This is a genomic window from Acinetobacter sp. P37 (genome assembly GCF_057480965.1).
The window spans coordinates 45890-71325 of record NZ_JBLIYY010000009.1 but is presented as its reverse complement, the minus strand read 5'-3'; the positions used below and the strand labels follow the sequence as shown (position 1 = coordinate 71325).

The 25436-nt window shown below is 40.7% G+C and carries 26 protein-coding genes and 1 pseudogene; 21 read left to right on the top strand and 6 right to left on the bottom strand.

From position 1 onward, the window contains the following. Positions 1-63: 63 nt before the first annotated feature. A complete protein-coding gene (locus tag AC25JC_RS10025; RefSeq protein WP_180114996.1) occupies positions 64-1698 on the bottom strand; it encodes an arylsulfatase in 1635 nt (544 codons plus the stop codon). Positions 1699-1904: 206 nt separating this feature from the next. Here AC25JC_RS10025 and AC25JC_RS10020 point away from each other — a divergent pair, with 206 nt between their 5' ends. The 13 genes and pseudogenes from AC25JC_RS10020 to pal all read left to right on the top strand — a co-directional run bounded on the left by AC25JC_RS10020 (position 1905) and on the right by pal (position 12426). Then, complete coding sequence (locus AC25JC_RS10020; RefSeq protein WP_180114995.1) at positions 1905-3245, top strand: deoxyguanosinetriphosphate triphosphohydrolase; 1341 nt, start codon at positions 1905-1907, stop codon at positions 3243-3245. 110 nt (positions 3246-3355) lie between these two features. Further along, on the top strand, positions 3356-3958 hold the full coding sequence (gene ruvA / locus AC25JC_RS10015) for a Holliday junction branch migration protein RuvA (RefSeq protein WP_180114993.1): 603 nt from the start codon (positions 3356-3358) through the stop codon (positions 3956-3958). Between the two features lie 245 nt (positions 3959-4203). Continuing rightward, a complete protein-coding gene (gene ruvB / locus AC25JC_RS10010; protein WP_180114991.1) occupies positions 4204-5211 on the top strand; it encodes a Holliday junction branch migration DNA helicase RuvB in 1008 nt (335 codons plus the stop codon). Between the two features lie 97 nt (positions 5212-5308). After that, the gene (locus AC25JC_RS10005) at positions 5309-5956 is read left to right on the top strand and encodes a hypothetical protein (protein ID WP_180114989.1); all 648 of its coding nucleotides are present in this window, start codon (positions 5309-5311) and stop codon (positions 5954-5956) included. Between the two features lie 24 nt (positions 5957-5980). Next, positions 5981-6106 carry a hypothetical protein gene (locus AC25JC_RS10000; RefSeq protein ID WP_257223222.1) on the top strand — a complete coding sequence of 42 codons (126 nt, stop codon included), beginning with the start codon at positions 5981-5983 and terminating at the stop codon, positions 6104-6106. 66 nt (positions 6107-6172) lie between these two features. Beyond that, positions 6173-6580 (top strand): tol-pal system-associated acyl-CoA thioesterase, encoded by a 408-nt coding sequence (gene ybgC, locus AC25JC_RS09995; protein ID WP_078190367.1) that lies wholly within the window; start codon positions 6173-6175, stop codon positions 6578-6580. A 27-nt stretch (positions 6581-6607) separates the two neighbouring features. Then, positions 6608-7306, top strand: a complete 699-nt coding sequence (gene tolQ, locus AC25JC_RS09990) for a protein TolQ (protein ID WP_180114986.1) — start codon at positions 6608-6610, stop codon at positions 7304-7306. Next, entirely contained in the window at positions 7306-7755 is a 450-nt protein-coding gene (tolR, locus tag AC25JC_RS09985; RefSeq protein ID WP_078190369.1) for a protein TolR, read from the top strand. Before tolQ ends, tolR begins: the two co-directional genes overlap by 1 nt. Before the next feature lie 3 nt (positions 7756-7758). Beyond that, the gene (tolA, locus tag AC25JC_RS09980; protein ID WP_486923964.1) at positions 7759-9126 is read left to right on the top strand and encodes a cell envelope integrity protein TolA; all 1368 of its coding nucleotides are present in this window, start codon (positions 7759-7761) and stop codon (positions 9124-9126) included. Between the two features lie 264 nt (positions 9127-9390). Further along, positions 9391-9711 (top strand): annotated as a pseudogene (locus AC25JC_RS09975) (cell envelope integrity TolA family protein); the annotation flags it as partial. 79 nt (positions 9712-9790) lie between these two features. Beyond that, positions 9791-10312: a TonB C-terminal domain-containing protein gene (locus tag AC25JC_RS09970; protein WP_257223684.1), complete on the top strand. Its 522-nt coding sequence runs from the start codon at positions 9791-9793 to the stop codon at positions 10310-10312. A gap of 192 nt (positions 10313-10504) precedes the next feature. Next, complete coding sequence (tolB, locus tag AC25JC_RS09965) at positions 10505-11788, top strand: Tol-Pal system beta propeller repeat protein TolB (RefSeq protein WP_171319182.1); 1284 nt, start codon at positions 10505-10507, stop codon at positions 11786-11788. Positions 11789-11856: 68 nt separating this feature from the next. Further along, positions 11857-12426, top strand: a complete 570-nt coding sequence (pal, locus tag AC25JC_RS09960; protein WP_078192040.1) for a peptidoglycan-associated lipoprotein Pal — start codon at positions 11857-11859, stop codon at positions 12424-12426. 255 nt (positions 12427-12681) lie between these two features. Here the strand turns inward: pal and AC25JC_RS09955 are convergent, their stop codons facing one another. Beyond that, a complete protein-coding gene (locus AC25JC_RS09955; RefSeq protein WP_078190373.1) occupies positions 12682-12879 on the bottom strand; it encodes an NF038105 family protein in 198 nt (65 codons plus the stop codon). 184 nt (positions 12880-13063) lie between these two features. On the opposite strand from AC25JC_RS09955, the gene AC25JC_RS09950 reads away from it, so the two are divergent. The 5 genes from AC25JC_RS09950 to AC25JC_RS09930 all read left to right on the top strand — a co-directional run bounded on the left by AC25JC_RS09950 (position 13064) and on the right by AC25JC_RS09930 (position 16353). Beyond that, a complete protein-coding gene (locus AC25JC_RS09950; protein WP_180073584.1) occupies positions 13064-14038 on the top strand; it encodes a class 1 fructose-bisphosphatase in 975 nt (324 codons plus the stop codon). 52 nt (positions 14039-14090) lie between these two features. Then, positions 14091-14867 (top strand): TrmH family RNA methyltransferase, encoded by a 777-nt coding sequence (locus AC25JC_RS09945; RefSeq protein ID WP_486923963.1) that lies wholly within the window; start codon positions 14091-14093, stop codon positions 14865-14867. A gap of 160 nt (positions 14868-15027) precedes the next feature. Continuing rightward, positions 15028-15642: an RNA polymerase sigma factor gene (locus AC25JC_RS09940; RefSeq protein ID WP_111883945.1), complete on the top strand. Its 615-nt coding sequence runs from the start codon at positions 15028-15030 to the stop codon at positions 15640-15642. Next, entirely contained in the window at positions 15639-15959 is a 321-nt protein-coding gene (locus tag AC25JC_RS09935; RefSeq protein WP_078190377.1) for a hypothetical protein, read from the top strand. Before AC25JC_RS09940 ends, AC25JC_RS09935 begins: the two co-directional genes overlap by 4 nt. Then, on the top strand, positions 15949-16353 hold the full coding sequence (locus AC25JC_RS09930; RefSeq protein ID WP_486923962.1) for a DUF3106 domain-containing protein: 405 nt from the start codon (positions 15949-15951) through the stop codon (positions 16351-16353). The genes AC25JC_RS09935 and AC25JC_RS09930 overlap by 11 nt, the downstream gene beginning before the upstream one ends. A gap of 85 nt (positions 16354-16438) precedes the next feature. On the opposite strand, the gene AC25JC_RS09925 is transcribed toward AC25JC_RS09930, so the two are convergent. From AC25JC_RS09925 to cxpE, 4 genes are all read right to left on the bottom strand, one after another. Continuing rightward, a complete protein-coding gene (locus AC25JC_RS09925; RefSeq protein ID WP_486923961.1) occupies positions 16439-18853 on the bottom strand; it encodes a CSLREA domain-containing protein in 2415 nt (804 codons plus the stop codon). Positions 18854-18877: 24 nt separating this feature from the next. Then, positions 18878-20689 (bottom strand): rhombotarget A, encoded by a 1812-nt coding sequence (rbtA, locus tag AC25JC_RS09920; protein ID WP_486923960.1) that lies wholly within the window; start codon positions 20687-20689, stop codon positions 18878-18880. A 118-nt stretch (positions 20690-20807) separates the two neighbouring features. Next, positions 20808-21512, bottom strand: coding sequence for a DnaA regulatory inactivator Hda (hda, locus tag AC25JC_RS09915; RefSeq protein WP_078190380.1), 705 nt, complete (start codon positions 21510-21512; stop codon positions 20808-20810). Between the two features lie 18 nt (positions 21513-21530). Next, a complete protein-coding gene (gene cxpE / locus AC25JC_RS09910) occupies positions 21531-22748 on the bottom strand; it encodes a chloramphenicol efflux transporter CxpE (RefSeq protein ID WP_111883943.1) in 1218 nt (405 codons plus the stop codon). 134 nt (positions 22749-22882) lie between these two features. Between cxpE and purM the strand changes: the two genes are divergently transcribed. The 3 genes from purM to AC25JC_RS09895 all read left to right on the top strand — a co-directional run bounded on the left by purM (position 22883) and on the right by AC25JC_RS09895 (position 25361). Next, positions 22883-23953, top strand: a complete 1071-nt coding sequence (gene purM / locus AC25JC_RS09905) for a phosphoribosylformylglycinamidine cyclo-ligase (protein ID WP_486923959.1) — start codon at positions 22883-22885, stop codon at positions 23951-23953. A gap of 9 nt (positions 23954-23962) precedes the next feature. Then, entirely contained in the window at positions 23963-24592 is a 630-nt protein-coding gene (gene purN, locus AC25JC_RS09900) for a phosphoribosylglycinamide formyltransferase (RefSeq protein WP_486923958.1), read from the top strand. A gap of 331 nt (positions 24593-24923) precedes the next feature. Then, positions 24924-25361, top strand: coding sequence for an META domain-containing protein (locus AC25JC_RS09895; protein WP_078192049.1), 438 nt, complete (start codon positions 24924-24926; stop codon positions 25359-25361). Positions 25362-25436 lie beyond the last annotated feature (75 nt).

Here is a 25436-nt window from a genome sequence, read left to right as displayed (position 1 = left end):
CTCAAAGTAGTGGACATAAAAAAGGAGCCTTTTTCAAAACCCCCTTTTGTGTGGCAGTTTTAATTAAGCAGATTTATTCAATGCAACATTCGCATCTGCAAACTCAATCACGCCATTTTCTTTCACATAAACTTTCCAGTCTTCTAAGAGTTCATGCAGTTTTTCTGGATATTGCTCGGCCAAGTCATTTGTTTCGCCCGCATCTTCAATCAAGTTATACAACTGCCACTTGTTTGGCCCATTTGGCGCGGGGATAAACAGCGCTTTCCAGTCACCTTTACGCAGTGCCTTTTGCCCAAACAGTTCCCAGCCCGTAATGTGGTCTGCATCGTGTATGCGGTCTTGTTGCTGATTTAAATACGCTAAAATACTTTTACCGCGTAATGGCACCAAGTCACGGCCTTTATAGGTTGCCCCCGGATGCTGTACTTCCAATACATCTAATAATGTAGGTAGCCAATCCATCACGGTAAGAAATTCATGACTAATCCCTTGCTGGCGTTTCACACCTGCATATTTAATAAAGGCAGGTGTACGAATGCCACCTTCACTGGTATGGGCTTTATATAAACGCGATGGTGCTGTGGCAGCTTGCGCCCAATGTTCACCATACCAAACATAGGAATTGCCATTGCCAATATTATCTAAAGCATTGTCATAGTATTGAGCAATCACCGTCGAAAGATCGGGGCCAAATACAGGTAAAGCTTCCAGCTGTGCGCCTTCTGCACCATTATCAGACAAGAAAATAATCAGTGTATTGTCATATTCACCAGTTTGTTTTAGGTGCTCAATCACCCGTCCTACGTTTTGATCCAAACGATCCACCATGGCCGCATACACTTCCATCGTTCGGGCAGATTGCTGTTTTTCGGCATCTGCCAGTTCATCCCAAAATTTTGTTTTTGCTAATACGGGATGAATCGTTGCATCGGCATGCACCAAACCTAACTCACGCGCGCGGGCTAAACGCTTTTGGCGAAGCGCTTCTGGGCCTGCATCATACTTTCCATGGTATTTTTCAATGTCTTCGCGTGGTGCTTGAAGTGGCCAGTGCGGTGCCGAAAAAGGCAAATACGCAAAGAATGGACGTCCTTGACGCTGCGAATCATCCTGCAAATACCCAAGCAAACGCTCAGTAAAATAATCCGAAGAATAAAAATCTTCAGGGATTGATGTTATATATTCATCATTTTCTGCATATAAACCACGGGTGACTTTAAGTAAACCCGGAACCTCTTCTTCTGGAATATCCGCTTCAAATGCATAATGATTGGCAGCCCCAGGTAACAAGGTAAATGAACGCTCAAAACCACGACGTGCAGGAAAACGCTCTGGTGTTAGTCCTAAATGCCATTTGCCTGATAAAACAGTGTAATAGCCAGCATCCTGTAACAGTTCTGGTAGTGCGGCCACTTGATCATTTAAATAACCTTCATAACCCGGTTGCCCTTTTTGCTCTGGGCGTATTGCTTCTGCCATTGATCCCAAACCAGCCAAATGATGATCTGTGCCAGACAGCAACATTGAACGGGTTGGCGAACAGGTCGAGGCCGTATGAAAATTTGTAAATCTTAGGCCTTCAAGCGCAATCGCATCTAAGTTTGGTGTCTGTATTTCCCCGCCAAAGGCGCCTAAATCGGTAAATCCCAAATCATCTGCAACAATTAATAAAATGTTTGGCTGTTGTTTTGACATCTGTTTCTATCTGCATTTTTATTTAAAAATCTACAATGCCCGAAAACAGCTTTAAACCGTGTCAAAAAATTGACATTGTCTAGCTGAATTTCCGCAAAGCTATACACAGAATAGCGCATGAAAAGTGTCAATCTATGACGCGCCACTCTAGTGCATTGCACGTAATTTTGGCATCATGCATACAGCAAATAACTGAATAACGATAAATGACTCAAATGCGTTGGCTTGAACTTCTTTCTACAGTTCGTATTGGTAGCAATAAACACAGTTCTGAACAGGCACGTAGCCCTTTTCATAAAGACTATGACCGCATCATATTTTCGCAGAGTTTTCGGCAGCTTAATCGCAAGACCCAAGTTCATCCTTTAACTCAACACGATGGTATTCACACCCGACTTACGCATTCACTTGAAGTGTCTTGTATCGGGCGTTCACTCGGCATGTTGGCTGCGGAAAAAATTAAAGATGAATTGCCAATGTGGATTTCGCCTGCCGATGTTGGCGCGATTATTCAAGCCGCGTGTTTAGCACATGATATTGGCAATCCGCCTTTTGGGCATGCTGGTGAATATGCCATTCGCGAATGGTTCGATGATGCATCACATACAGACTTTTTAAAAGATTTAAGCCCAGAAGAAGAAGCCGATGTTCGTCAGTTTGAAGGTAATGCACAAGGCTTACGTTTACTGACTAAAATTGATTATCATCCGAATGATGGTGGTATGCGTTTAACCTATGCAACTTTAGGTGCATATTTAAAATACCCATGGCTATCCAAAACCATTGCATCACAAGGAAATACGCCTGCCAGTCAGCGTGCCAAGTTTGGCTGCTATCAAGCAGAAAAAGACATCTTGCAGCAAATTGCAGAGCAACTCGGTTTAATTCAACTGGGTGAATATCACTACTGTCGGCATCCTTTGACCTATTTGCTTGAAGCCGCAGATGACATTTGTTATGCCTTAATTGACCTTGAAGATGGCATTATCCTCAACATGTTGAACTATAACGAAGTTGAGCCAATTTTCCTTGATTTGGTCGGTGACTATGGCATACCTGCCGAATTGGCGATGACGGATACCACTTGGCAGCAGAAAATTGCCGCTTTGCGTGGCCGTGTGATGAAGCGTTTGGTTGAAGAAGTAACTACAGCTTTTGCACGTCATCATAATGAAATTTTGTCTGGCCAACTTAAAGGCAGTTTATTGCAATATTGCAGTGAAGATATTGAAATCGGGATTAACCATGCCAAAGAACTGGCTCGTGATAAAATCTTTGAACATCCGCATAAGGCAGGTTTGGAAATTATTGCACACCAAAGTTTGCAAAATATTTTGGATGCCTTTATTCCACTGACCACACCCAATAAAACTTTGAGCTTTAAAGAGCAACGATTGATGTCTATTTTACATCGTTCAGGAGCACATTTTGGTATGTCGCATTATGACAATATTATGCAAGTGCTCGATATCATCTCTAAGTTTTCAGATCATCAAGCCTATAATTTAGCGCAAGAGTTACAAGGGAATAAAGTTGGTTTCTTTTAAAGCTGAAAAAATGTGAAGGCTAGTAATTCGCTGGCCTTCACGCTAATCTCACAACAAATTGAAATTGAGCAAATAGCTCAGACTAAACTGAAATAAAGTGAATAAATGACATGATCGGATGTTTAATTGGTGAAGTGCTGGCATTGGAAGCACCAACAGTATTACTCAATGTAAATGGTGTGGGCTATGAAATTGACACCCCACTTTCAACATTTTGCCAACTACAGAAAGGTCAAAAAATTACCCTTTGGACACATTTGGCTGTTCGTGAAGATGCACAACTGCTGTATGGCTTTAGCAATGCTCAAGAAAAACTGATCTTCCGCACACTGTTAAAAGTCAACGGCGTAGGTCCTAAAATGGCGCTTGGCATTCTTTCAACGTTAAGTGTCGAAATGCTGATTCATACAGTTGAAAATGAAGATGTAAATACCTTAGTCAAAGTTCCGGGTGTAGGCAAAAAGACCGCTGAACGCCTCATGATTGAGTTACGTGATCGCTTTAAAGCGATGTCATCTGGCACAGTACCAAGCAATTCAACTTCAGAGCAAATCCAATTTACTCGTAATTCTGCCGTTGCTGAAGCTGAAGCTGCATTGCAATCACTGGGCTACAAACCACTAGAAGCACAAAAATTAGTGAATGCTGCCAAAGGTGACTTCACCGAAGCCAGTGATATCATCCGCGCTGCATTAAAGTCGATGAATAAATAATTTTTAGTTTCTAATGAGCACTGCATCCTTTGCCTTTTAGGGTTATAGACAGTATGTGAATCACGCAGGCGACAAGGATGTCGCCGTTAAACTGTGCTACAAGGACGTAGCATCAGTTTAACAAATGGGTTTTGTCACTTTTGCCCAGTCAAAAGTGAGAATCGCCTATACAATGGCATTTAAATTTCAATCGCTTTTTGAGGCTGTGATTTTTCCACAACGATATAGAGATTAGTTAAATAATTATGCAAGACCGTCTTATCAGTGGTTCAGAAAAACCCGAAGACCACTTCGACCGCGCCATTCGCCCAACTTCCCTTGATGACTACATCGGGCAGCCTGTCGTCCGTGAACAAATGGAAATCTTTATCGGTGCTGCGCGTGGCCGTGAAGAAGCGCTGGATCACACCCTGATCTTTGGCCCTCCGGGTTTAGGTAAAACCACACTGGCCAATATTATTGCGCGTGAAATGGGTGGCAACTTAAAATCGACATCAGGCCCCGTCCTTGAGCGTGCCGGCGACTTGGCAGCCATGCTGACTAACCTTGAAGAAGGTGACGTACTGTTTATTGACGAAATTCATCGTCTTTCACCGGTGATTGAAGAAATTTTATATCCAGCCATGGAAGATTATCAGTTGGATATCATGATTGGTGAAGGACCAGCTGCCCGTTCTATCAAGCTCGACTTACCTGCATTTACATTAGTTGCAGCAACCACACGTGCGGGACTACTCACCTCACCTTTACGTGATCGTTTTGGGATTGTGCAACGTTTAGAGTTCTATTCCGTAAAAGATCTGACTCATATTGTGACTCGTTCAGCAAACTTAATGGATGTACCGATTACTGAAGATGGCGCACTGGAAGTTGCACGTCGTGCACGTGGTACGCCACGTATTGCCAACCGTTTATTACGCCGTGTTCGAGATTATGCCCAAGTCAAAGGTACAGGCGAAGTAACCCAAGAAATGGCGCAACGTGCTTTAGATATGTTGAATGTCGATAAAGATGGTTTAGACACTTTAGACCGTCGTTATCTTTCAATGTTATTGGAACGTTTTGACGGCGGCCCTGCAGGTGTTGAAGCTTTGGCTGCAGCTATGGCTGAAGATTCAGGAACATTAGAAGATGTGATTGAACCGTATTTAATTCAACAAGGTTATGTCATGCGTACTGCACGTGGACGTATTGCCACCAATATGGCGTATGTACAGTTTGGTATGACACCACCAGAGCCGAAAGATAAGTAAACGATAATTCACTGAACGACTTCAGGGAGTTAAATGCTCCCTGAATGTTTATTTAAATTTTTAAATAAATTCAATCCACTACAAACAGCAAACTAAAATGATAAATCTTGAGAATAGAATAATTAACAAAATTAATAGCGAATACATTCAAAACCTACCATTAGACAGTGCCATTGAACACATTCCCAGAGAACAACCCATCAGTTCGTTAAGCCCTAAACAAATGAGTGATTTTGAAAGCTTATTTCACGCCGAATACAATTATTTTATCACTGTCGAATGTGAAAACATTCTCAGCAAAGAAACCATAGAAGTAAGTGAAGATAATATCTTAACTATTAAACAATCGCCTTCTGCATATCGTATAAAAAACCTGAGCTTCAACTATATTTCTGCCCTCATTTTTATTGGGACGTACTATCACGACGACGTACAAGTTTTGGTCAAGGAAAACTTTAAGCCAGCAAAAATTAATACATTTTATTTCAGCCTCTCATTCTTTGCTTTAGTCATACTCGTTTATGTGTTTTTCTGGATAGATCTAGCTAATAAACTTTTACTTATGTTAGTTATTGGCCTTGGCTTTTGCTGCTTAACGTATATGTATGAATCTTTAAAGGCATTACTCCCAAAGCAACAGAAAAAGAAAATGGAAGAAACTCACTTTCATATTGCGGGATATTTAGCAGCTCATCTACAGGATTTTGTCGATGCAAAATTTAAATTAGATGAACAAACAAATTAAAAGTAGTCTCTTTTTTAACCAATAATGACAACTACGAAAGTTAAAGATTTACGTGAGTTGAAACCTTGTGCCATTGGACTGATGACTCACGGTGCTAAACTGCCGGTCATTGAAGCACTTGACGAATCATTGAATTATCGCCATTTTTAAATGCTCTAATTCTTTGCTGAAGTGCAGACCAATATTTTTCAGATTTTATAAAGACGGAACACTCTCATGGCGAATAAATTCGAATTCAACATTCGTGTATATATTGAAGATACAGATGCAGGTGGCATTGTTTACCACGCAAATCATATTCGCTTTATGGAACGTACCCGCACAGAATGGCTACGCGCTTCAGGTGTAGACCATTATTGGCATCAAAAAGATTACAACTTTGTCGTTCATAAAATTAATGTGAAATATTCACGCCCTATATTAATGGATGACCTGATTACTGTTACAGCAAGTGTAGTTTCGTGTAAGGCTACGTCATTTGTGTTGCAACAAAATATTTATCGTGGTGATATTATGCTGGCATCAGGTGAGGTAGAATTGGCATGTATCAGTGCAGAGATGAAACCCCGTCGCCTTCCTGATGAAATACGTGAACTGATTCTGAAAGAATTGGAACAAGATTAAAAAAATTATTTGGCACATGTAGTAACTATGGCAACTCAACTAGAATCAACACTTAAAGTTTCAGACCTCATCTTACAAGCAAGTCCTGTCGTACAACTGGTAATGCTCCTGCTGCTCTTAGCTTCGTTATTCAGTTGGTATCTGATTGCCAAGTTACACATGAGTTATAAAAAAGCGCAGGCTGACGATGAACATTTCCAAAAAATCTTTTGGTCTGGCGCCGAACTCAACACTTTATACAACAATGCTCAGCTCAACTCGAAACGTGTTGGCCTTGAAGATGTTTTCTATCAAGGTTTAGGCGAATTTTTCAAACTTAAAAAACGTAATGCCAGCGCAGAACAATCAATTGAAGGTACAGAACGTATTCTTCGTGTGGGTTTAAGCCGTGACCAAGGACATTTAGAAAATGGTTTAGGCGCGCTTGCGAGTATTGGCTCGGTTGCACCCTATGTCGGTTTATTCGGTACTGTTTGGGGCATTATGAACGCCTTTATTGGTTTAGCAGATGTTGACCAAGTCACCCTTTCTACGGTTGCTCCTGGTATTGCAGAGGCATTGATTGCAACGGCTATTGGTCTTTTTGCGGCAATTCCTGCTGTACTTGCATTTAACCATTTCACAGCCAAAGGTGAAGCCGTTTATAATGATCGTGCTCTTTTTGCCGAAGAAATGGTTGCGTTATTACAACGCCAGTCTGTAGGTTCAACTCAGGACAATGACTAATGGCTATTCAACGTTCTGGACGCTTTGAGCGTATCAAAAAACCATTAAAAAGTGACATGAACGTCGTACCTTATATTGATGTCATGTTAGTTCTATTGGTGATTTTCATGGTCACTGCACCTATGATCACCACAGGTGTCAAAGTCGACTTACCACAGGCAAATGGCACGCCTATGCAAGCGGAAGATCGCCCTGCTATTGTTACACTTGAGGCGGATGGGACGATCAAACTCGAAGATAAAAATCATCAGAATGATGTACTCACACTTGATGAACTAAAATCTGTTTTAACTGCTTCGCAAAATGAAGCCAACGAACAGAAAAAGCAAATGAGTGTCCTGATTAACGGCAGTGAATCTCGTCCTTATGGTGAAGTCATGAAACTCATGTCTGCCCTTCAAGATGCAGGTTTAACACAAGTAGGTTTACTGACTGAGCCATTAAAGTAATTTATGAACAATTTGAAAAAGCCACCGTTTAAACAAAAAGCTGTTGCAATAGGCTTCACGCTTGGCGTGCATGTCATTGCAGTGGTTGGCTTGCTTTATCTGGGCATGAGTAAACCACCTGAGCCCCCTAAAAAAATAACCACTGTTTTGGTAAAACCGGAAGATTTAAAACCTGTAACACGTGAAGTCACTGAGTTTGATGAAACAGCACATGAAAATGTTGCTGAACACATCACCCAAACCGCAGAACCGAGTGTAGAACCCACTCCCGAAATTCCAACGGCTGCGCCGCCTAAGCCTGTCGAAACACCGAAAGCAGATCCACAGCTCGCTGCACAACAAGCACTTGCCGCAGCCAAAGCACAGCAGCTTGCTGAACAAAAAGCCGCTGATCAGGCCAAACGCGCTCAAGATCAAGCGAAAGCTGCCGAAGCAGCAAAATTAAAAGCACAGCAAGATGCGAAAGCAGAAGCTACGCGTCAACGTGCAGAAGATGCAGCTAAAGCCAAATCCGATGCGATAGCCAAAGCCAATGCTGAAGCCGCTAAACGTAAAGCCGATGCTGATGCCAAAGCCAAGGCTGAAAAAATCCGTGCCGATGCTTTAAGAAAAGCAGAAGCTGACAAAGCCAAAGCTGCAGCAACGGCAAAAGCCAATGCAGATGCAAAAGCCAAGGCCAATGCGGATGCTGCAAAACGTAAAGCAGATGCAGACGCGAAAGCTAAAGCCAATGCGGAAGCTGCAAAACGTAAAGCAGATGCTGATGCAAAAGCTAAGGCCAATGCAGAAGCTGCAAAACGTAAAGCAGACGCCGATGCAAAAGCTAAAGCCAATGCGGAAGCTGCAAAACGTAAAGCAGATGCTGATGCCAAAGCTAAGGCCAATGCGGAAGCTGCAAAACGTAAAGCAGATGCTGATGCGAAAGCCAAGGCCAATGCAGAAGCTGCAAAACGTAAAGCAGATGCCGATGCAAAAGCCAAGGCAGATGCAAAGGCTAAAGCCGATGCCGAAGCGCGTGAACGTGCAGCTGAGGAAGCCAAAGCATCATCTGCGCGCAAAGCCGCTGAAGAAGCTGCGCAGAAAAAGGCTGAAGCGAAGAAAATTGCCTTAACTGCTAAACGTGATTTTGAAAATAAAATTCGTCGTGCATGGGATACGCCAAGTGGTTCATTAGGTAAGACAGCAACTGCTCGCATTCAACTAAATGATGATGGTTCAGTTCGATCTGCTGTTGTGAATTCAAGTGATCCTGATATGGAAGCCAGTATTAAAGCGGCTATTCGTCAAGCCGCACCTTATCCGATGCCATCGGATCCTGATGCTAGACGAGAAGCTCGTTCAATTACCTCAACTTTCACATCTGCACGTTAATTTTTAAAATCCCTGCATACATTGTGGGGATTTTTTATTTACTTCTATAAAGAATCATAAAAGATGAAACCACTTTTTTTATTTTCTACACTCTTACTTATTTGCAGCCAAACAATTGCTCAAAGTCGGTCAATTTATATCCCCTCTTCGGCAACGCCTGAAAATATATCATCCGAACAATTTAAAGCTTTGCTGAAGGATAATGCTAAAACAAATCAACCTGAGCAAGCTTTACAAGAAGTACAATTTCCGCCTACAGCCATGGCAAAAAATTCAAATGATGAGGCTGCAAAGAAAAAAGCGGAAGCCAAGAAAATCGCTTCAACCGCTAAACGTGATTTTGAACATAAAATCAAACGTGCTTGGGATACACCACCTGGCTCTAGCGGTAAAACGGCCATTGCTCGCGTGATTTTATCTGAAACAGGTGCTGTCCAAGCAGTCATCGTAAGCTCCAGTGATCCTGATATGAAAGCCAGTATTGAGGCTGCAGTTCATGCTGCTGCACCATATCCGATGCCTAGCGACCCAGATGCTAGACGTGAAGCACAAAGTTTTACCTCTACATTTAGATCTTCAAATTAAGTTTGATAAATCCTTGCATTGATTGCGGGGATTTTTCTATTGATCAAAATCTCTAATCTTCCAATTGGATTAAGCTAAAATGATGCATTTCTTTAAATTTTCGTTTCTATTTTCTGTAATCGCAGGCTCATCATTAACCTTTGCAACCCCTACCAGCATTCAAACGGCTGACAAGATTCAACCTGAGAAAATAGCAGAGCGTTCCTCGAACGCAACAGCGGCTAAGACGAAGTCATATTCTGAACAAGATAAGCTTCAACTAGAACATAAAATTGCTGAAGCGAAACGGCAAGCTGAAGCAGATGCGGCTAAAAAAGCTGAAGCAAAAAAAATTGCATCTAATACAAAGAAAATAATACAGCAAACTATCCTTAGCAACTGGCAAGCGCCAGCAGAATCAACTGGGCAAAAAGCCAATGCTCGAATTACACTGACATCATTTGGTTCAATTCAATCGATAGTGATTCTTGGTGCGCCAAATCGTGCATTTAAAAAGAGTATTGAAAAAGCCATCCTTAGCTCAGCCCCTTTTGATTTACCAGAAAATCAAGATGCTCGACTTGAATCTCGCATTATCTCTATGCCCTTTCTATCTAAATAAGGTTATCCGTAAAGTGAAAGATTGTATTTTTTAAATAAAATGTCATCATCTTAGAAAAATATTTATTCACTAATTCACAGACGAATAACAGATTAATCATAATGTTGTGCTTTTAATAATTCAAAATCATGCCATTATGTGACACAACCTAATACAGACAATAACTCACATTTTTAGAGTAGTTAGCGAATGATGGAAATGACGCGTAAACATCTTCTTTGCTTAGCCGTATTCACTGCTTTGAGCCCAGTTTTAGTGACTCAAACGCATGCGCAGCTTCACCTCGAAATCACTAAAGCTCCTGAAGAAGCACCTAAAATTGCGATCGTGCCTTTTAGTAATGACTCAAATATTTATCCAGTGGTTGAAAATGACTTGAACCGCTCAGGTAAATTTACCAGTGCTTCTAAAAACTTGCCTGCAACTGCAACAATAAATTCACCTAATGCAGAAGCATGGAAAGCTGCGGGCGTACCCTATGTCGTGACAGGTACATCAAAAACAACGGCAGATGGCTCTTATGAAATTCACTACCAACTGTATGATGTTGAAAAAAAACAATACCTGTTAAATGAACTACTCACTGTACCTGCTTCACGTTACCGTCAAGCAGCGCATATGATCAGTGATGCGATCTATCAAGCTTTAACTGGCATTCCTGGTGACTTCAGCGGCCGTATTGCCTATGTATTGCGTAATGCAGCAACACCAGATCAGCGCTATACCCTACAAATTGCAGATACGGATGGTGAACAACCCCGTACCATTTTGACTTCACGTGATCCAATCCTGTCCCCTGCGTGGACACCTGATGCGAAAAAGCTAGCCTATGTTTCTTTTGAAACCAAGCGCCCTGCGATTTACATCCAAGACTTAGCAAGTGGTAACCGTGAAAAAGTAGCAAGTTTCCGTGGACTGAATGGTGCACCAAGCTTCTCACCTGATGGTAAATCTATGTTATTTACCGCTTCAATGCATGGCAATCCTGAAATCTATCAAATGGATTTACAGACTCGCCAATTAAAACGCATGACCAATGACACAGCGATTGATACAGAAGCACGTTATGCCCCTGACGGTAAATCATTTATTTTTACCTCTGACCGTGGTGGCTCTCCACAAATTTATACCTACAACTTAAGTGCTGAAAGTGTAAAACGTTTAACTTTCCGTGGTGCATTTAATGCCCGTGGCACTTTAAGTGCTGATGGTAAAAAATTAGCTTTGGTGCATCGTCCTAGCGGTAGTAACTATAAAGTTGCGGTTCAAGACATTGGTTCTGGTGTAACCAATATTTTAACACCAACAAGTTTAGATGAATCCCCAAGCTTCTCTCCAAATGGTCAAATGGTGGTGTATGCAACACGTGAAGCAAACCGTGGTTTGCTCTCGATCATGTCTTTAGATGGTCGTTTCCGCATGAACTTACCAAGTGAACAAGGTGAAGTTCGTGAACCAGCTTGGGCACCGAAATAAACACTGCATGATTTATTCAACAATAACTTTTTAATAAAACATCATAAATAACCGTCATGGAGATCAATATGAACGCGATGAAACTGATTGCATTACCTGTTTTAGCTACAGCATTAGTAATGACTGGTTGTGCCAGCCGTAAACCTGCAGCAGACGTGCAAGCAGGACAAAACCCAAATAGCTCAACCACTGTAAACACTTCTGGTTTAAGTGAAGATGCAGCACTCAATGCACAAAACCTAGCGGGTGCATCATCTAAAGGTGTAACTGAAGCGAATAAAGCATTTTTAGCGAAGCGCGTAGTACACTTTGACTACGACAGTACAGAGCTTAGCAATGAGGACTTACAAACCCTTCAAGCTCATGCTCAGTTCCTAGTTGCTAATGCAAACTCACGCGTGGCTTTAACAGGTCACACCGATGAACGTGGTACTCGTGAATACAACATGGCACTTGGTGAACGTCGTGCCAAAGCTGTTGAAAGCTTCCTGATTACAACAGGTGTAAGCCCTAATCAGCTTGAAGCAGTCAGCTATGGTAAAGAAATGCCAATCAATGCGGGTCATGATGAAAATGCATGGAAAGAAAACCGCCGCGTAGAAATTAACTACGAAGCTGTTCCTCCGCTACTTAAATAAGACTTGAAAAAGTCTGAGCTAAAAAAAAGCACTCATTAATGAGTGCTTTTTTGATTTAACCCGTATCATTTAATTTATATCATTTCTGTTGCACCGTTCTTTGCTTTAACTCAATTTAGCCCTTTAACTCAGGATAAATTCGATTAGCGGCTTTAGAACTTTAAGAAAATATCCAATTAAAAATGCAAATGAACGACTTTTAAAACGAGATCCTTAGCTTTACCAACTAGAAAATTAGCTTAACAATCCAAATCATTATGCTTCTGCTTCTGGATGTTCAGCATTTTCTTTTTCTGTTTGCATCGACTCAATGAGGTCATGTTTATTGAACTTTTTATACTCTGCTTTAGCTTCGTAACTGCTCCATGCAGCTTTTACGGTATCCGCAGAAATATCGTCTAAATTCAATCCCTCAGTTGCAGTCGGAGTCGCATCAAATTTTTGTGTGGTCATTGTTGTGCTCCCTGTCTTTCGATTTATACATTAGATTCAACATAGCATGTTATTCAGGACTTGCAAGGGTAAAATCACGACAAATAGTCTAGTTTAATTTTTCTTTTCCTTCGTTCTCATCTAAAATGTTGCACAATCACGTTTTTATCATTCTTGATAAATCAATATTTGGAGTTTTCCTGTCATGTCAAATCTCACCCTTTCCCAATTTTTACAACAACAAAGTGGTAATCTAACTCCTGCATTAGCACAAGTTATTGAAACAATTGGTAATACATGCAAAGACATCGACCTTCTTTTACAAAAAGGTGCTTTGGCTGGCGTATTGGGTAGCGCGCAACACGAAAACGTTCAAGGTGAAGAACAAAAGAAACTTGATGTCATTTCAAATGATTACCTCATCGATGCATTGAAAATTCATCCACATGTTGGTGGTTTGGCTTCTGAAGAATTAGATGAATTCACGCCAGCTCAAGAAAATGGCGATTATCTTGTCTTATTTGACCCATTAGATGGTTCAAGCAACATTGATATCAATATGTGTGTTGGCACAATTTTCTCAATTCTTCCTGCAAAAAATGCCGTAACACAAGCTGAAGATTTCATGCAAGCGGGTGTTAACCAAGCGGCTGCAGGTTATGTACTGTATGGCCCATCAACAATGATGGCTCTAACTGTCGGTGCTGGCGTAGTCTTTTTTACTTTTGATCCAGAAAGCAAAGAATTCTTATTAACTAAAGATGCGATTGCGGTTGCAGCAGATACTAAAGAATATGCAATTAATGCATCGAACCAGCGTCACTGGGAAGAACCTGTAAAACGTTATATTGACGAACTTCTTGCAGGTAAAACTGGCCCGCGTGAAAAAGACTTCAATATGCGTTGGGTCGCATGTATGGTGGGTGATATTCATCGTATTCTTTGCCGTAGCGGTATCTTCATGTATCCATACGACTTCAAAGATCCGAAAAAAGCAGGCCGTCTACGATTAATGTACGAAGCAAACCCAATGAGTATGTTGATGGAACAAGCTGGCGGTGCTTCTACAACAGGCCGTGTCCGCATTCTAGACATCCAACCAACAGAACTTCATCAACGTGTTCCTGTGATTATTGGTTCTAAAAACGAAGTTGACCTAGTTACGTCATACCATAATTAATTTCTTATAACGAAAGTCAGTATTTTTGCTGACTTTCGTGGATATCTCCCTCATGGCTCTGATTTATCTCGAATCAAAAGACAACCCTAAAATTAAACACCTCCGTGGCTTAATCGAACAAAATGCCTACCGTAAAAAACAAGGTCAAACTGTTTTGGAAGGCACACGCTTGGTGTTGTCATGGTTAGACTCAAAACGTCCAATCAAATCGATTTTCACCACTGAACAAGCAATTAACCATGCCGATTTCGACCGCATTGCGGAACAATATCAAGGTGCGGTGTTCATTCTAAGTGAATCTTTATATAAAGATATCAGTACACTTGGAACATCTATTGCTTGCTTAGCAATTGTGGATTTACCAAGTTCAAGTGAAGCGCTTAACTTCAGTGAAGACACCTTAATTTTAGACAATATTCAAGACCCCGGTAATGTAGGCACCCTACTCCGTTCTGCTGCCGCGGCGGGTATTGAGCAAGTTGTTTGTACCAAAGGCTCTGCATCGCTCTGGTCACCGCGTGTATTACGCGCAGGTATGGGCGCACATTTTTCATTAAATACCTTTGAAAATATTGCCCTTGAAGATATTTTGACGAAATTCAAAATTCCAGTGTATGCAACAAGCTCACATCAGTCTGAAAACCTATATAGCAAAAATTTACGCAAACAATGTGTGTGGATTTTAGGCAATGAAGGTCAAGGTGTTTCTGAGTATGCATTACAACATGCCGAAGCCGTTGCGATTCCTCAACCGGGTGGTCAAGAATCACTAAACGTAGCCATTGCTGGCTCGATCTGTTTTTTTGAAATGGTACGTCAGCGTCAGTAAAATCGTTATTTTATTGTATTTAGCGCTTAAGCCTGAAAAAAATAGACTACACTAGAAAAAATAATAATTCTTTATGTCAACCTAACCGTTATTTCCATCGTTATTTGTATATGAATATGGAAATAATGGTGGGTATCCGATGACAGGATTTTCCATCTCTATGGATTTAGCACCCAAAAAGTCCGAGACGCAAGACAGCAGTGTTTTAAAAAGCACGGCTGAGTCTCGCCTGAAAAACTTCATGAATGAAGTGACGGGGCGTGCTTTAGTAATGATGGAAAGTGCAACGCACGGTCAACATGGCATTGCCATGGACTTGGTGCAAGAAGCCTTTATTTCCTTACATAAAGCTTATGCTGAAAAGTCCACAGAGGAATGGTATCCCCTGTTTTACACCATTTTAAATAACAAGCTGCAAGACTGGCGTCGAAAAGAAGCACGTCGTTCGCAGCCGTTTTCCTTATTTAGAAAAGTTAGCCTAGATGACGACGATGTCGAGATACAGGATGTGGTAGATGAATCTACACCAAACCCCTTCGACTTTCTGGATCAGGCTGTCACTGCAGAGGAAATACAAGATGCTATCGCAGAACTTCCAGTCCGCCAGCAACAAGCATTTATGTTGCGAGCTTGGGAAGGCTTTGATACGCATACAACTGCAGAAATTATGAATTGTTCCGAAGGCAGTGTGAAAACACATTACCACCGTGCCATTCAAGGTTTACGTACCGCTTTGGCACATTTGAATCCACATATGGGAGGATCATCCGAATGAAACAAGATGATTTCTTAAAGCAAGTAACTTCCAAACTTGATGGACTCGCACAGCACCATAAAGACAAAGCAACTGTCATGAATAACGTGCTTGAAGATATTCATCAGCGCGAAACTTCTCGTTATGGTTTCTGGAAAATGTCTGGCTTTGCACTTGCAGCAGCAATTGCAGGTTTCGTCATTTTACCGAATGCGACTGTACTGGATGACAAACCACAAAATCAGGTGATTTCAACCCCTAAGCTCTCCCCTCAAATGGTAGAAGATCTTGAAATGTTGATGGTTCTGGGTGAGGACAAAGTTCCACATGGCAGCTAAAAAATTAGCAATTGCATTCTGTGCTTTTAGTTTTTTGCAAACCAGTTTTGCTGGCTTTGATCGCTTTTGGATATTTTCAAAAGATGCAGATACTCAAGTCAATGAAACTTGGGATTCGCTATCTGAAGCAGAACAAGAGGCTTTAATTAAAAAGTATCAGGCTCTCAAAGAGATTCCTGCAGATCAACGTGTCAGCTTGCAACAGCGCATGGATTGGTTCACCCAACTTCCAGATAGTGAAAAGCAGCGTATGCGCGAAACATGGCAAAAAATGAGTACTTTAGAACGTAAAGAACTCGCGACACGTATGCAAAAAGCTAGTCCTGATGAAAGACCTGCTATTCGCGATGAGTATATCAACAAATATTTACAGCCTATCGCTGTCGCTCACTAATCTAAAACAGCAGCATGTTGCGAAAAATCAAATCCATTAGTTAAGCCATAAAAAAAAGCCTCTTATCGAGGCTTTTTTTATTGTCTTACTTGCTCAACCGATGCTGACGATACACACCTAAACCAATCAATGCCAACAGTCCAAATACTCCCATTGAGCCACCGCCGCTAGAAGAAGAGTTGGTATTTTTCGCTGTATTCTTAAGGGTCAGAATTGCATTACTTGATGCAATGCCGTCACTATCGATAACGCTATATTCAACAGGATAGTCAAACTGACTAAAGCCATTTTTTACTGAGAAGGTAATTTTTCCACCGTAGCAGGTTTCCTTTAAATAACTTGCTGGGCAACTGCCACTATACTCAGCTTGAAAGTTTAAACCTGCTGGGATTTTCGTAAAACGAATTGGAATAATTTGGCCTTCTTCATTTTTATGCCATACCGATTTACCCGCTGGCATAGATGCAACTGGACCATCACCATCATCATTGGCATTCTCTAATAAATTATTGACGGTAACAGACAAATTATTTGACGGACTAATCGTATATTGGGCAGCTTTGGCCACTGGGGTCATATTTTTAAATGCCACACGTACTACACCAGAAGATTCCGCCTGACTCCCTGTCTTTTGTTTTAGCGTATATTTACAAAAACCGTATTCGGTAGGCGCTGTTGTTGCCCCACTGGTGCGATATATAACGATTTGTTTTATTCCCGCATCCCAATCACAGTGTAGGTCATGTGGTGGATTACCCACAATACTTGCTTCGCCTGCACTAGACACCGTAATTTCACTACCAATGCCGATTGGTGAAGTCGTCACGGTGTAGTTGTCAGCATTTAAGGCAATTTGTCGTGTTTCAGCACTTCCATTCACAGACTCTTCTTGAGGTAATGATGCAGGGAATGGATCAAAATAAACTGCACGATATTTAAGGTTATTTTTTAATGCACTTAATACCGCTTCGTACTTTGTTAAATCATCCTGATTGGCAACTTTGTATTCCGCATAATCTGGATCGTCGATATCCTTTTTCAAGGCATCAATTGTATTTTGATACTTATCTTGCAGAGCTGTTAAAGACTCATTGGTAATATCTGCCATATCTGCTGCGGTTAAATTCATTAACTCAACCGAACCAATATCACATGTGTTTCTTTGCGTAGGTGATAACTGTAAAGTACCATCTGTGATCCGCAAAATGCCCCGTTGATCCGCATCACTACAGCCGTCTAAGCCAAGATTGATTAAGTCAAAACCACTGCCGATCGCTTTCGGGTAATACAAAGGTAAATACAAATTATAAGCAGATTTTGTTTGTAGGGCGCTTAATAAAGTCCCCATAGCATAACTACTTACATCATGGTTTTGCAGAAAGCTTTCCGTACTATTCAGCACACTTTCGGGTAAATCACACTGAGCGGCTGCCAGTTCAAATGCATTATTACTTGCCACAAATTTTTGACCATTATCAGGTACTGCATTATTCAGATAACGACAAGATTTTCCACCAGTATTGTAGGCCAATACATTGAAATACCAAGCCTTTGTACCATTGTTATCATAATAATAGGTACTCGCCGCATTGTTCTCGACTATTGTATTACTGGTTAAAACGAAGCTAGAAAAAGCACTTAAACGATCCGTTCCCTGAGAAATGGCACGGATAATACTACCCGTACTTGGATTTGCTTGGTTTTTTGCAATCGTATTTGCTGTCAGTTCAACCTTGGCATTTCCACAGAAGTCCATCACACTATTGCTCGTCGATGAACCATTTTGAATAATACTGCTTTGCTGGAACACAATTTCAGGCTGGGTATCCCCCAAGTTCCCGATACAATCCATAGCGACAACACTACCTTTAGGTGCGATGTTGCCCTGAACTAAACTGCTCACCAATAATGTTTTTTTCGACATATTATGTGCAACGGAGTAGATCGCACCGCCAGCAACTTTGGCTTGAGAGTTTTCTATTGCACCATTATTTAAGGTAAATGCTCCCCCTAAATACAAGGCACCACCACGGTCTTCTGCCATCCCGCCAGTAAGGCGTACATTATTGACGATAAAGTTGGCTTCTGAGCGTGAAGTATTAAAAATTCGGGATTTGCCTTGGGCATTAATCGTCGTTCTAATATCTTCATAGGCAGGAAATTTCTGCGTCAGTAAATTTTTTGAATCATAGTTAAAGCGACTTTTCCCCTCTATCACGATCTGATTGAGCGGAACTAACTCACCTTTAGTCAGAAGATATTCACCTGCTTCAAGTTGAATATAATCGGTCTGCCCATTATTTGGATTACCGACATTACATCCACCAAAAGATTTGTTTTTACGTGCAGTTTCAATCGCTTCACGTAAAGAACATTGATTGAGATTTTCACCATTTTCATCATCAAAGGTCGTAACTTTGATGATGTTACTTGTCGCTGCCATAGATGACATAGCCGCAAGGACCATGACCGTCAGCAATCCTTTTTTATAATTTTTCATGTGCTGTCCTTAATTCTATCCAGACTATTTTTTAAAGCGACGAAATCCAACTAAGCCAAGCAGCGCAAAAATACTCGCCCAGCCTAGAGCACCACCCGATGTTTTAACAGTTTTACTTTCCATTTCATTGTTTGGTTCTTGGAAAATACGCACTACTGCAGCTAAATAATTTTTTGCCGAAGTATTAAAACGGGTTGAAGACGTCACCACACGCAATTCAAAAATATCTGCGCCATGCCAATTTCCATTTGGCGTGTATTCAAAATCACCATTCAAATTCAGTGTAAATTTACCTTTAGATTCGGTGCTTTGTACAATTATTGGGCAACCATCTTGCCATGGCTCACCCGTTGGATTTGCCATACCCATCACTTTTGTACATTCTTCTTTTGGAATTAAATCACTGTCACCTAATGCATCTAAAATATTAAACTTGGCCACTTCACCTGTACGAATGTCTTTACCTAATCGAGGCATGCTCACAGGAACCACAATTTCGATGGCACCACGATCACACCAAACATCATCCAAATTACGATTTTTTCCACGCTGATCAGAAGACTCACAATACACATGATGCTCATTGCCATCTGCTGTGGTCTTGCCCTTATTTAATATCGGGCTTGAGAAAATCGTTTCGTAATCTAATAAAATACGAGGACGTAAATAACCAATAAATGCGTTATTTGCTGTGGTAAATGGACAGAAAAGTGCATTACGATCTTCTGTTAAGGTTTTACAGCTACCTTCATCTTCACCCGCGATTAAACTTGTCCCAGACCACACATCATTTAAATTTGCAGCAGGTCCAACAGGACAACTCGCAGCCACTAAGTTGTTATAAAAAACAGATTGGTCTGTTCCTGAGTTCACGACTTTACAATCTTGAGCGGTACCACTGAGCGCATTACCAATCACCACACTATTGGCTAAATAAGCATGCTCAGAGGTACTATTTAGTTCGATACCGCCACTGTTCTTCAGTACTGTAATATTATTGAGTGCTAAACCATCACGTAAGTTGACAGCAAAACCTTTGTTTTTGAAAAAGGTACTATTGGCAATGATATTTTGAGGGTTACTGAACACCAACTTGCTGATGTCTGCGAGCCCATTTTGATTGTAAACAATCGCTCGACCAGAAGTGCTTTCATTATTTTTGAACAAAGATGTATAGATTTCATAAGCCGGTGCTTCTGAGTAAATTGCACCACCATCTACCGCTTTGTTGTTTTGAAAAATCGTGGTTCGTATATATAGACGGCTTGCTACAGTTGCGCCATCTTCTGAGAATCCAACATTGTAGATTGCACCACCAAGTCGTGCATAGCCATCTTCAAACTTTACATTTTCAAGTGTGAGTTTTTCATTATTAAAAATGATGCCGCCTTTATCAGCACATTGATCTTGCTTACATCCTTTAAATGAAATTTCTTTAAAATTGATCGCAAGTAGTTCTTTTTCGCCATCATTAATATTAAAAATTTGATCCTTACCCGTCATTTCAATGACGGCATTATTAAGACCGAGTACGACATCTTCATTGACGTTACTGTCATACGCCGTTTTCAGATTCAGTTCTGCTTTAATATCAATTTTTTTAGTGAGTTTATAAACTTCATTTTTTTTCAGAGAAATTGAGGCATAGGCGTCTTTACCTCCGCAACCATTATATCCGGCTTCTGGCATACCATTATTGATATATTCTATGGCTTCACGAAGTGAACATTCCTTGTCATCCTTTACAACATCTTCAGTAGTTGTAACGGTAATTTCTGCGCTAAATGCATGACCTGCCATGAGAAGCATGCCAATACCTATGCTCTGTTTGAGCATATCCATCTCCTTAAATATTTTTTATCTTTTTATTCTTAAGTTGCACAATCCTTGCAACATTAAAATATTTTTATGTACTTTGTCACAGCTTGAGTAATTACTCAAGAATTTTTATTGCTTACCGATATTCATCAATTAGGGCAAAAATCTGTCTTAAATTTGCATGACTCAATTTGACTTTTTCACCTTTTAACATCTGAATCAGTTGTTCTAAAGATCTAAGTAAAATGGATGCCTGATGCGGCCCATGTGCCAACAAATAATCTACAATTTGTTGATCCATATGGATGCCACGTCGCGCCAAAACAGAGTTTACGAGTGCTTGTCGGTCTGCGTATAAACTACCATTTGGTACTTTTACACTGACAGCCTGAGTTAATCGAGACTGTAAATCTGGCAGTTCAAGTTTGAGTTCAATGGGCGCCAGCCGAGATGAAAAGACCAATTGACCACCTTCTTCGTTATTATAATTAATCAGGTGAAAAACAGCTTTTTGCCAATGTGGAACTCCGCTAATCGCTTCAATATCGTCTAAAGCCACCAAGTCATAGCGATCGAGCGAAGTAATCGCTTCAGTGGGAGCATCTAGCAATTCAAGCAATGAAACTTGAATTGCTGATTTGCCAATTTCTAAATAGGAGTCACATATTGCAGACAGTAAATGGCTTTTTCCTGTGCCAGCTCCACCATAGATATAGAAACGATTCATTAAACCAGCATGTAACTGACGAACACCATCGATTACATGCCCCCAACTCGGCCCAGAAAAATCACTAATTCGGGCATCGAGTTGTGGTTCTATATCTAGCTGCAATTGACGCATATCTATATTTTGGCCTTATCAATCTTTATGTTCTGATCTTTCAATGTTACTCGAAATTTCAGGATCTTGCAGCGAATTTGCAGACTGATTTTTGAGCTCAATATCGACAGCAACTTGATTGGTTTCTACGTTTAAAGTGCCACTTGCAGCATCATTTACGACAAGTACATCATTTCGGTATAAATTACTTTTCTCGTAATTTTCGCGTGCATGACGTAATAAGACCACAATAATCGCTGCAACGGGTAGTGCAATGAGCATTCCGAGGAGTCCTGCCAATTGCGCGCCTGCAAGGACTGCAAATACCACTGCCACAGGAGACAAACCAATTTTGTCGCCTAATAAGAAAGGCTGTAAAATATAACCTTCTATTGCCTGCCCTACCATGAATACCACCAGTACTAAGGCCAAATGCACCCAATCCAAACCGAATTGGAACAGGCAAGCCACAATTGCCGAAATAATACCTACCGCAAAACCCAAATACGGAATAATACTGGCTAGACCCGCAATCATCCCAATGATGATACCAACCTCAATACCGACTAATTGGAGTCCAACCGCATAAACAACGCCCAATAAGAACATTACCAAGAATTGGCCTTTTACAAATGCACCTAAAACTTCATGACATTCGCCCACGATTGTGAGCGTGCTTTTTTCATATTTACGTGGAATAAGTCGACGCATGTTTTCTAACATACGCTCCCAATCTAATAAGAAATAGAAAGCTATGATTGGAATTAAGACAATCGTGCCACCAATCTGTATGAAATTCAGACCCGATTGTGCCACTTTTAACAACATGGCTTGGATACTGTCTGCACTATAGTTGGTTTGAATATACTCCATGATCGCTGCTGACATTTGCTCTGTATCAATTTCCATCGGTACAAGATTAAATGTCTCTGATAACCACGGCAGGAATGTATAGTTGACCCAATGAATATTGTTTGGAATATTGTTTTTTGCATACATCAACTGTTCCCATACCAGTGGTACGAGGAACCACATTGCAAGGAATATAGCGACACCAATTCCAATAAAGACCAAACTGATAGATAACCAGCGCGGCAAGCCAATATTATGTAATTTATCAACTAAAGGGCTAAATAAATATGCAATTAGAAATGCGCCGATAAAAGGAACAACTACAGGCTTTAATAAGTATAAAACCCATATGATCAATGCTATCCCAGCAAGAATAAATATTCGGCGCAAGGTGCGATCACCCATATAAAGTCACCTTTTTTCAATGTAATCGTTATAGAAAGGAAAATATTTTAATAAAGATAACATTTTAGTGCGAAATAGCATAAGAGTTTTGCATATTCAGGTTATAATCCCCGCGCGAATGCGGAGACTTCATTATGAGCAACTCAACTTCTACCCCAAACACTGGTTTAAGCTACAAAGATGCAGGTGTCGACATTGAAGCGGGCGACGCGTTAGTCGATCGTATCAAATCTGTCGCGAAACGTACTGCACGTCCTGAAGTGATGGGCGGCCTAGGCGGCTTCGGCGCTCTTTGTAAAATTCCTAAAGGTTATGAAGAACCTGTTCTCGTATCTGGCACAGATGGTGTTGGTACAAAATTGCGTTTAGCATTGAATTTGAACCGTCATGACACAATTGGTCAAGACTTGGTTGCAATGTGCGTAAACGATCTTCTTGTATGTGGTGCTGAACCACTGTTCTTCCTTGACTACTATGCAACTGGCCACCTCAACGTTGACGTTGCAGCAAATGTTGTAACTGGTATCGGTGCGGGTTGTGAACTTGCAGGCTGTGCATTGGTTGGCGGTGAAACTGCTGAAATGCCAGGTATGTATGAAGGCGAAGACTATGACCTTGCAGGTTTCTGCGTAGGTGTAGTTGAGCAAAGTAAAATTATTGATGGCTCTAAAGTTAAAGCGGGTGACGTTTTAGTTGGTGTTGCATCTTCTGGCGCACACTCAAACGGTTACTCACTTCTTCGTAAAATTTTAGATGTGAAAAACGTTGACCTTACTCAAATCGTTGATGGTCGTCCACTTGCAGATACAGCAATGGAACCAACACGTATTTATGTAAAACCAATTCTTCAGTTATTGAAAGAAGTGGATGTACACGCTATGGCGCACATCACAGGCGGCGGTTTACCGGGTAACTTACCTCGCGTACTGCCAAATGGTGCTCAAGCGGTAGTCAATGAAGCATCTTGGGAATGGCCAGAATTGTTCAAACTACTTCAAAAAGAAGGTAGTGTTGAACAATTTGAAATGTACCGCACATTTAACTGTGGCGTAGGTATGGTTCTCGTGGTTGATGCAGCCGATGCTGACAAAACAGTTGAATTACTCAATAGCCTTGGCGAAAAAGCATTCACAATGGGTCACATTGCAGATAATGCTGAATCTGTTGAAGGCGCTGACGAAAAAATCCGTGTAGTTTTCGCATAAGCAACGTTCATGATTAAAATTGCTGTACTTGTTTCAGGCAGCGGATCTAACCTGCAAGCCCTGATCGATGCCAATCTATCAGGTCAAATCGTTGGGGTGATTTCCAATAGACCTGACGCTTTTGCACTGCAACGTGCAAGAAAAGCAAATATTGCAACTGCAGTCATTGAACATAAGCAATATCCAAGTCGTGAAGCTTTTGATGATGTGATGCATCAACAACTGCTCGACTGGGATGTTGATTTGGTCATTTTGGCAGGCTTTATGCGCATTTTAAGCGTAAAATTTGTCAAAGCATGGGAAGGAAAAATGATTAACATCCACCCTTCTCTGCTGCCAAATTATAAAGGAATGCATACTCATCAACGTGTTTTAAACACCGGTGATGTCTTCCATGGCTGTACAGTTCACTATGTGACTGCAGAGCTGGATGCTGGTCAAGCGCTTGCTCAAGGCGTACTTAAAGTCAATGTGCATGATCATGCTGAAAGTCTGGCAGATCGGGTTCACGTGCTTGAGCATGTGATTTACCCTCAAGTGGCAGAATGGATTTGTAATGGCACCATTCAACACACTGAAAACGGTGTTTTATATCGTGGCGAGCCTTTGCAACAACCTATTCAATTCTGTAAGTTCTAAGCAACTGTATAATTTAACAATCAACGCATCTTAGGGTGCGTTTTGTTTTTTCAGTGCCAAATAAAACTCTATTTATTACTAAAATCTAAAATCTAAAATCTAAAATCTAAAATCTAAAATCTAAAATCTAAAATCTAAAATCTAAAATCTAAAATCTAAAATCTAAAATCTAAAATCCATTTTTGCAGAATGTTCAACTTTATGATCAATATGTAGTTTTTAGTTAAATTAAAGCTTTTAGCATCATTAAAATAATAAGCTTATATTGCAATTAGAAAACCTTATAAATCTAGAAATATTACATCCTTCAAACAAAAGTGGAGAAAATCACATGTTAAAATCCATCACACTGGCGACTTGTGCATGTATAACACTGGGTATGATTGGTTGTGCTACGACATCAAATCCGGCTACTGATCGTAATTTAGATAAATTACAAAACAAAAATTGGGTTGCGAGTGAAATTCAAGGCGTTAAGCTTGAAGCTGACCCTAACAATTCGAACGTACCCACCATCACTTTCGACGACACTCGTGTAAGTGGTTCTGATGGTTGTAATCGATTCATGGGCGGTTACGCTGTGCAAAACACAAAAATCCAATTTTCAAACCTTGCTACAACACAAAGAGCATGTTTGACTGCGACAAATATTCCTCAACATTTTTCGCAGGCATTGAGCCAAGTCACTCATTATGATGCCTCTAAAGATCATTTGAAATTTTTAGATGCCAATAACAAAGTTGTTTTACAATTTGAAAATGCGAAATAAATCTCAAAAGTAGAATGTTTCATTCATAAAAAAAGCACTCTATAGAGTGCTTTTTTTATGTGTTGTGGTTTTTAA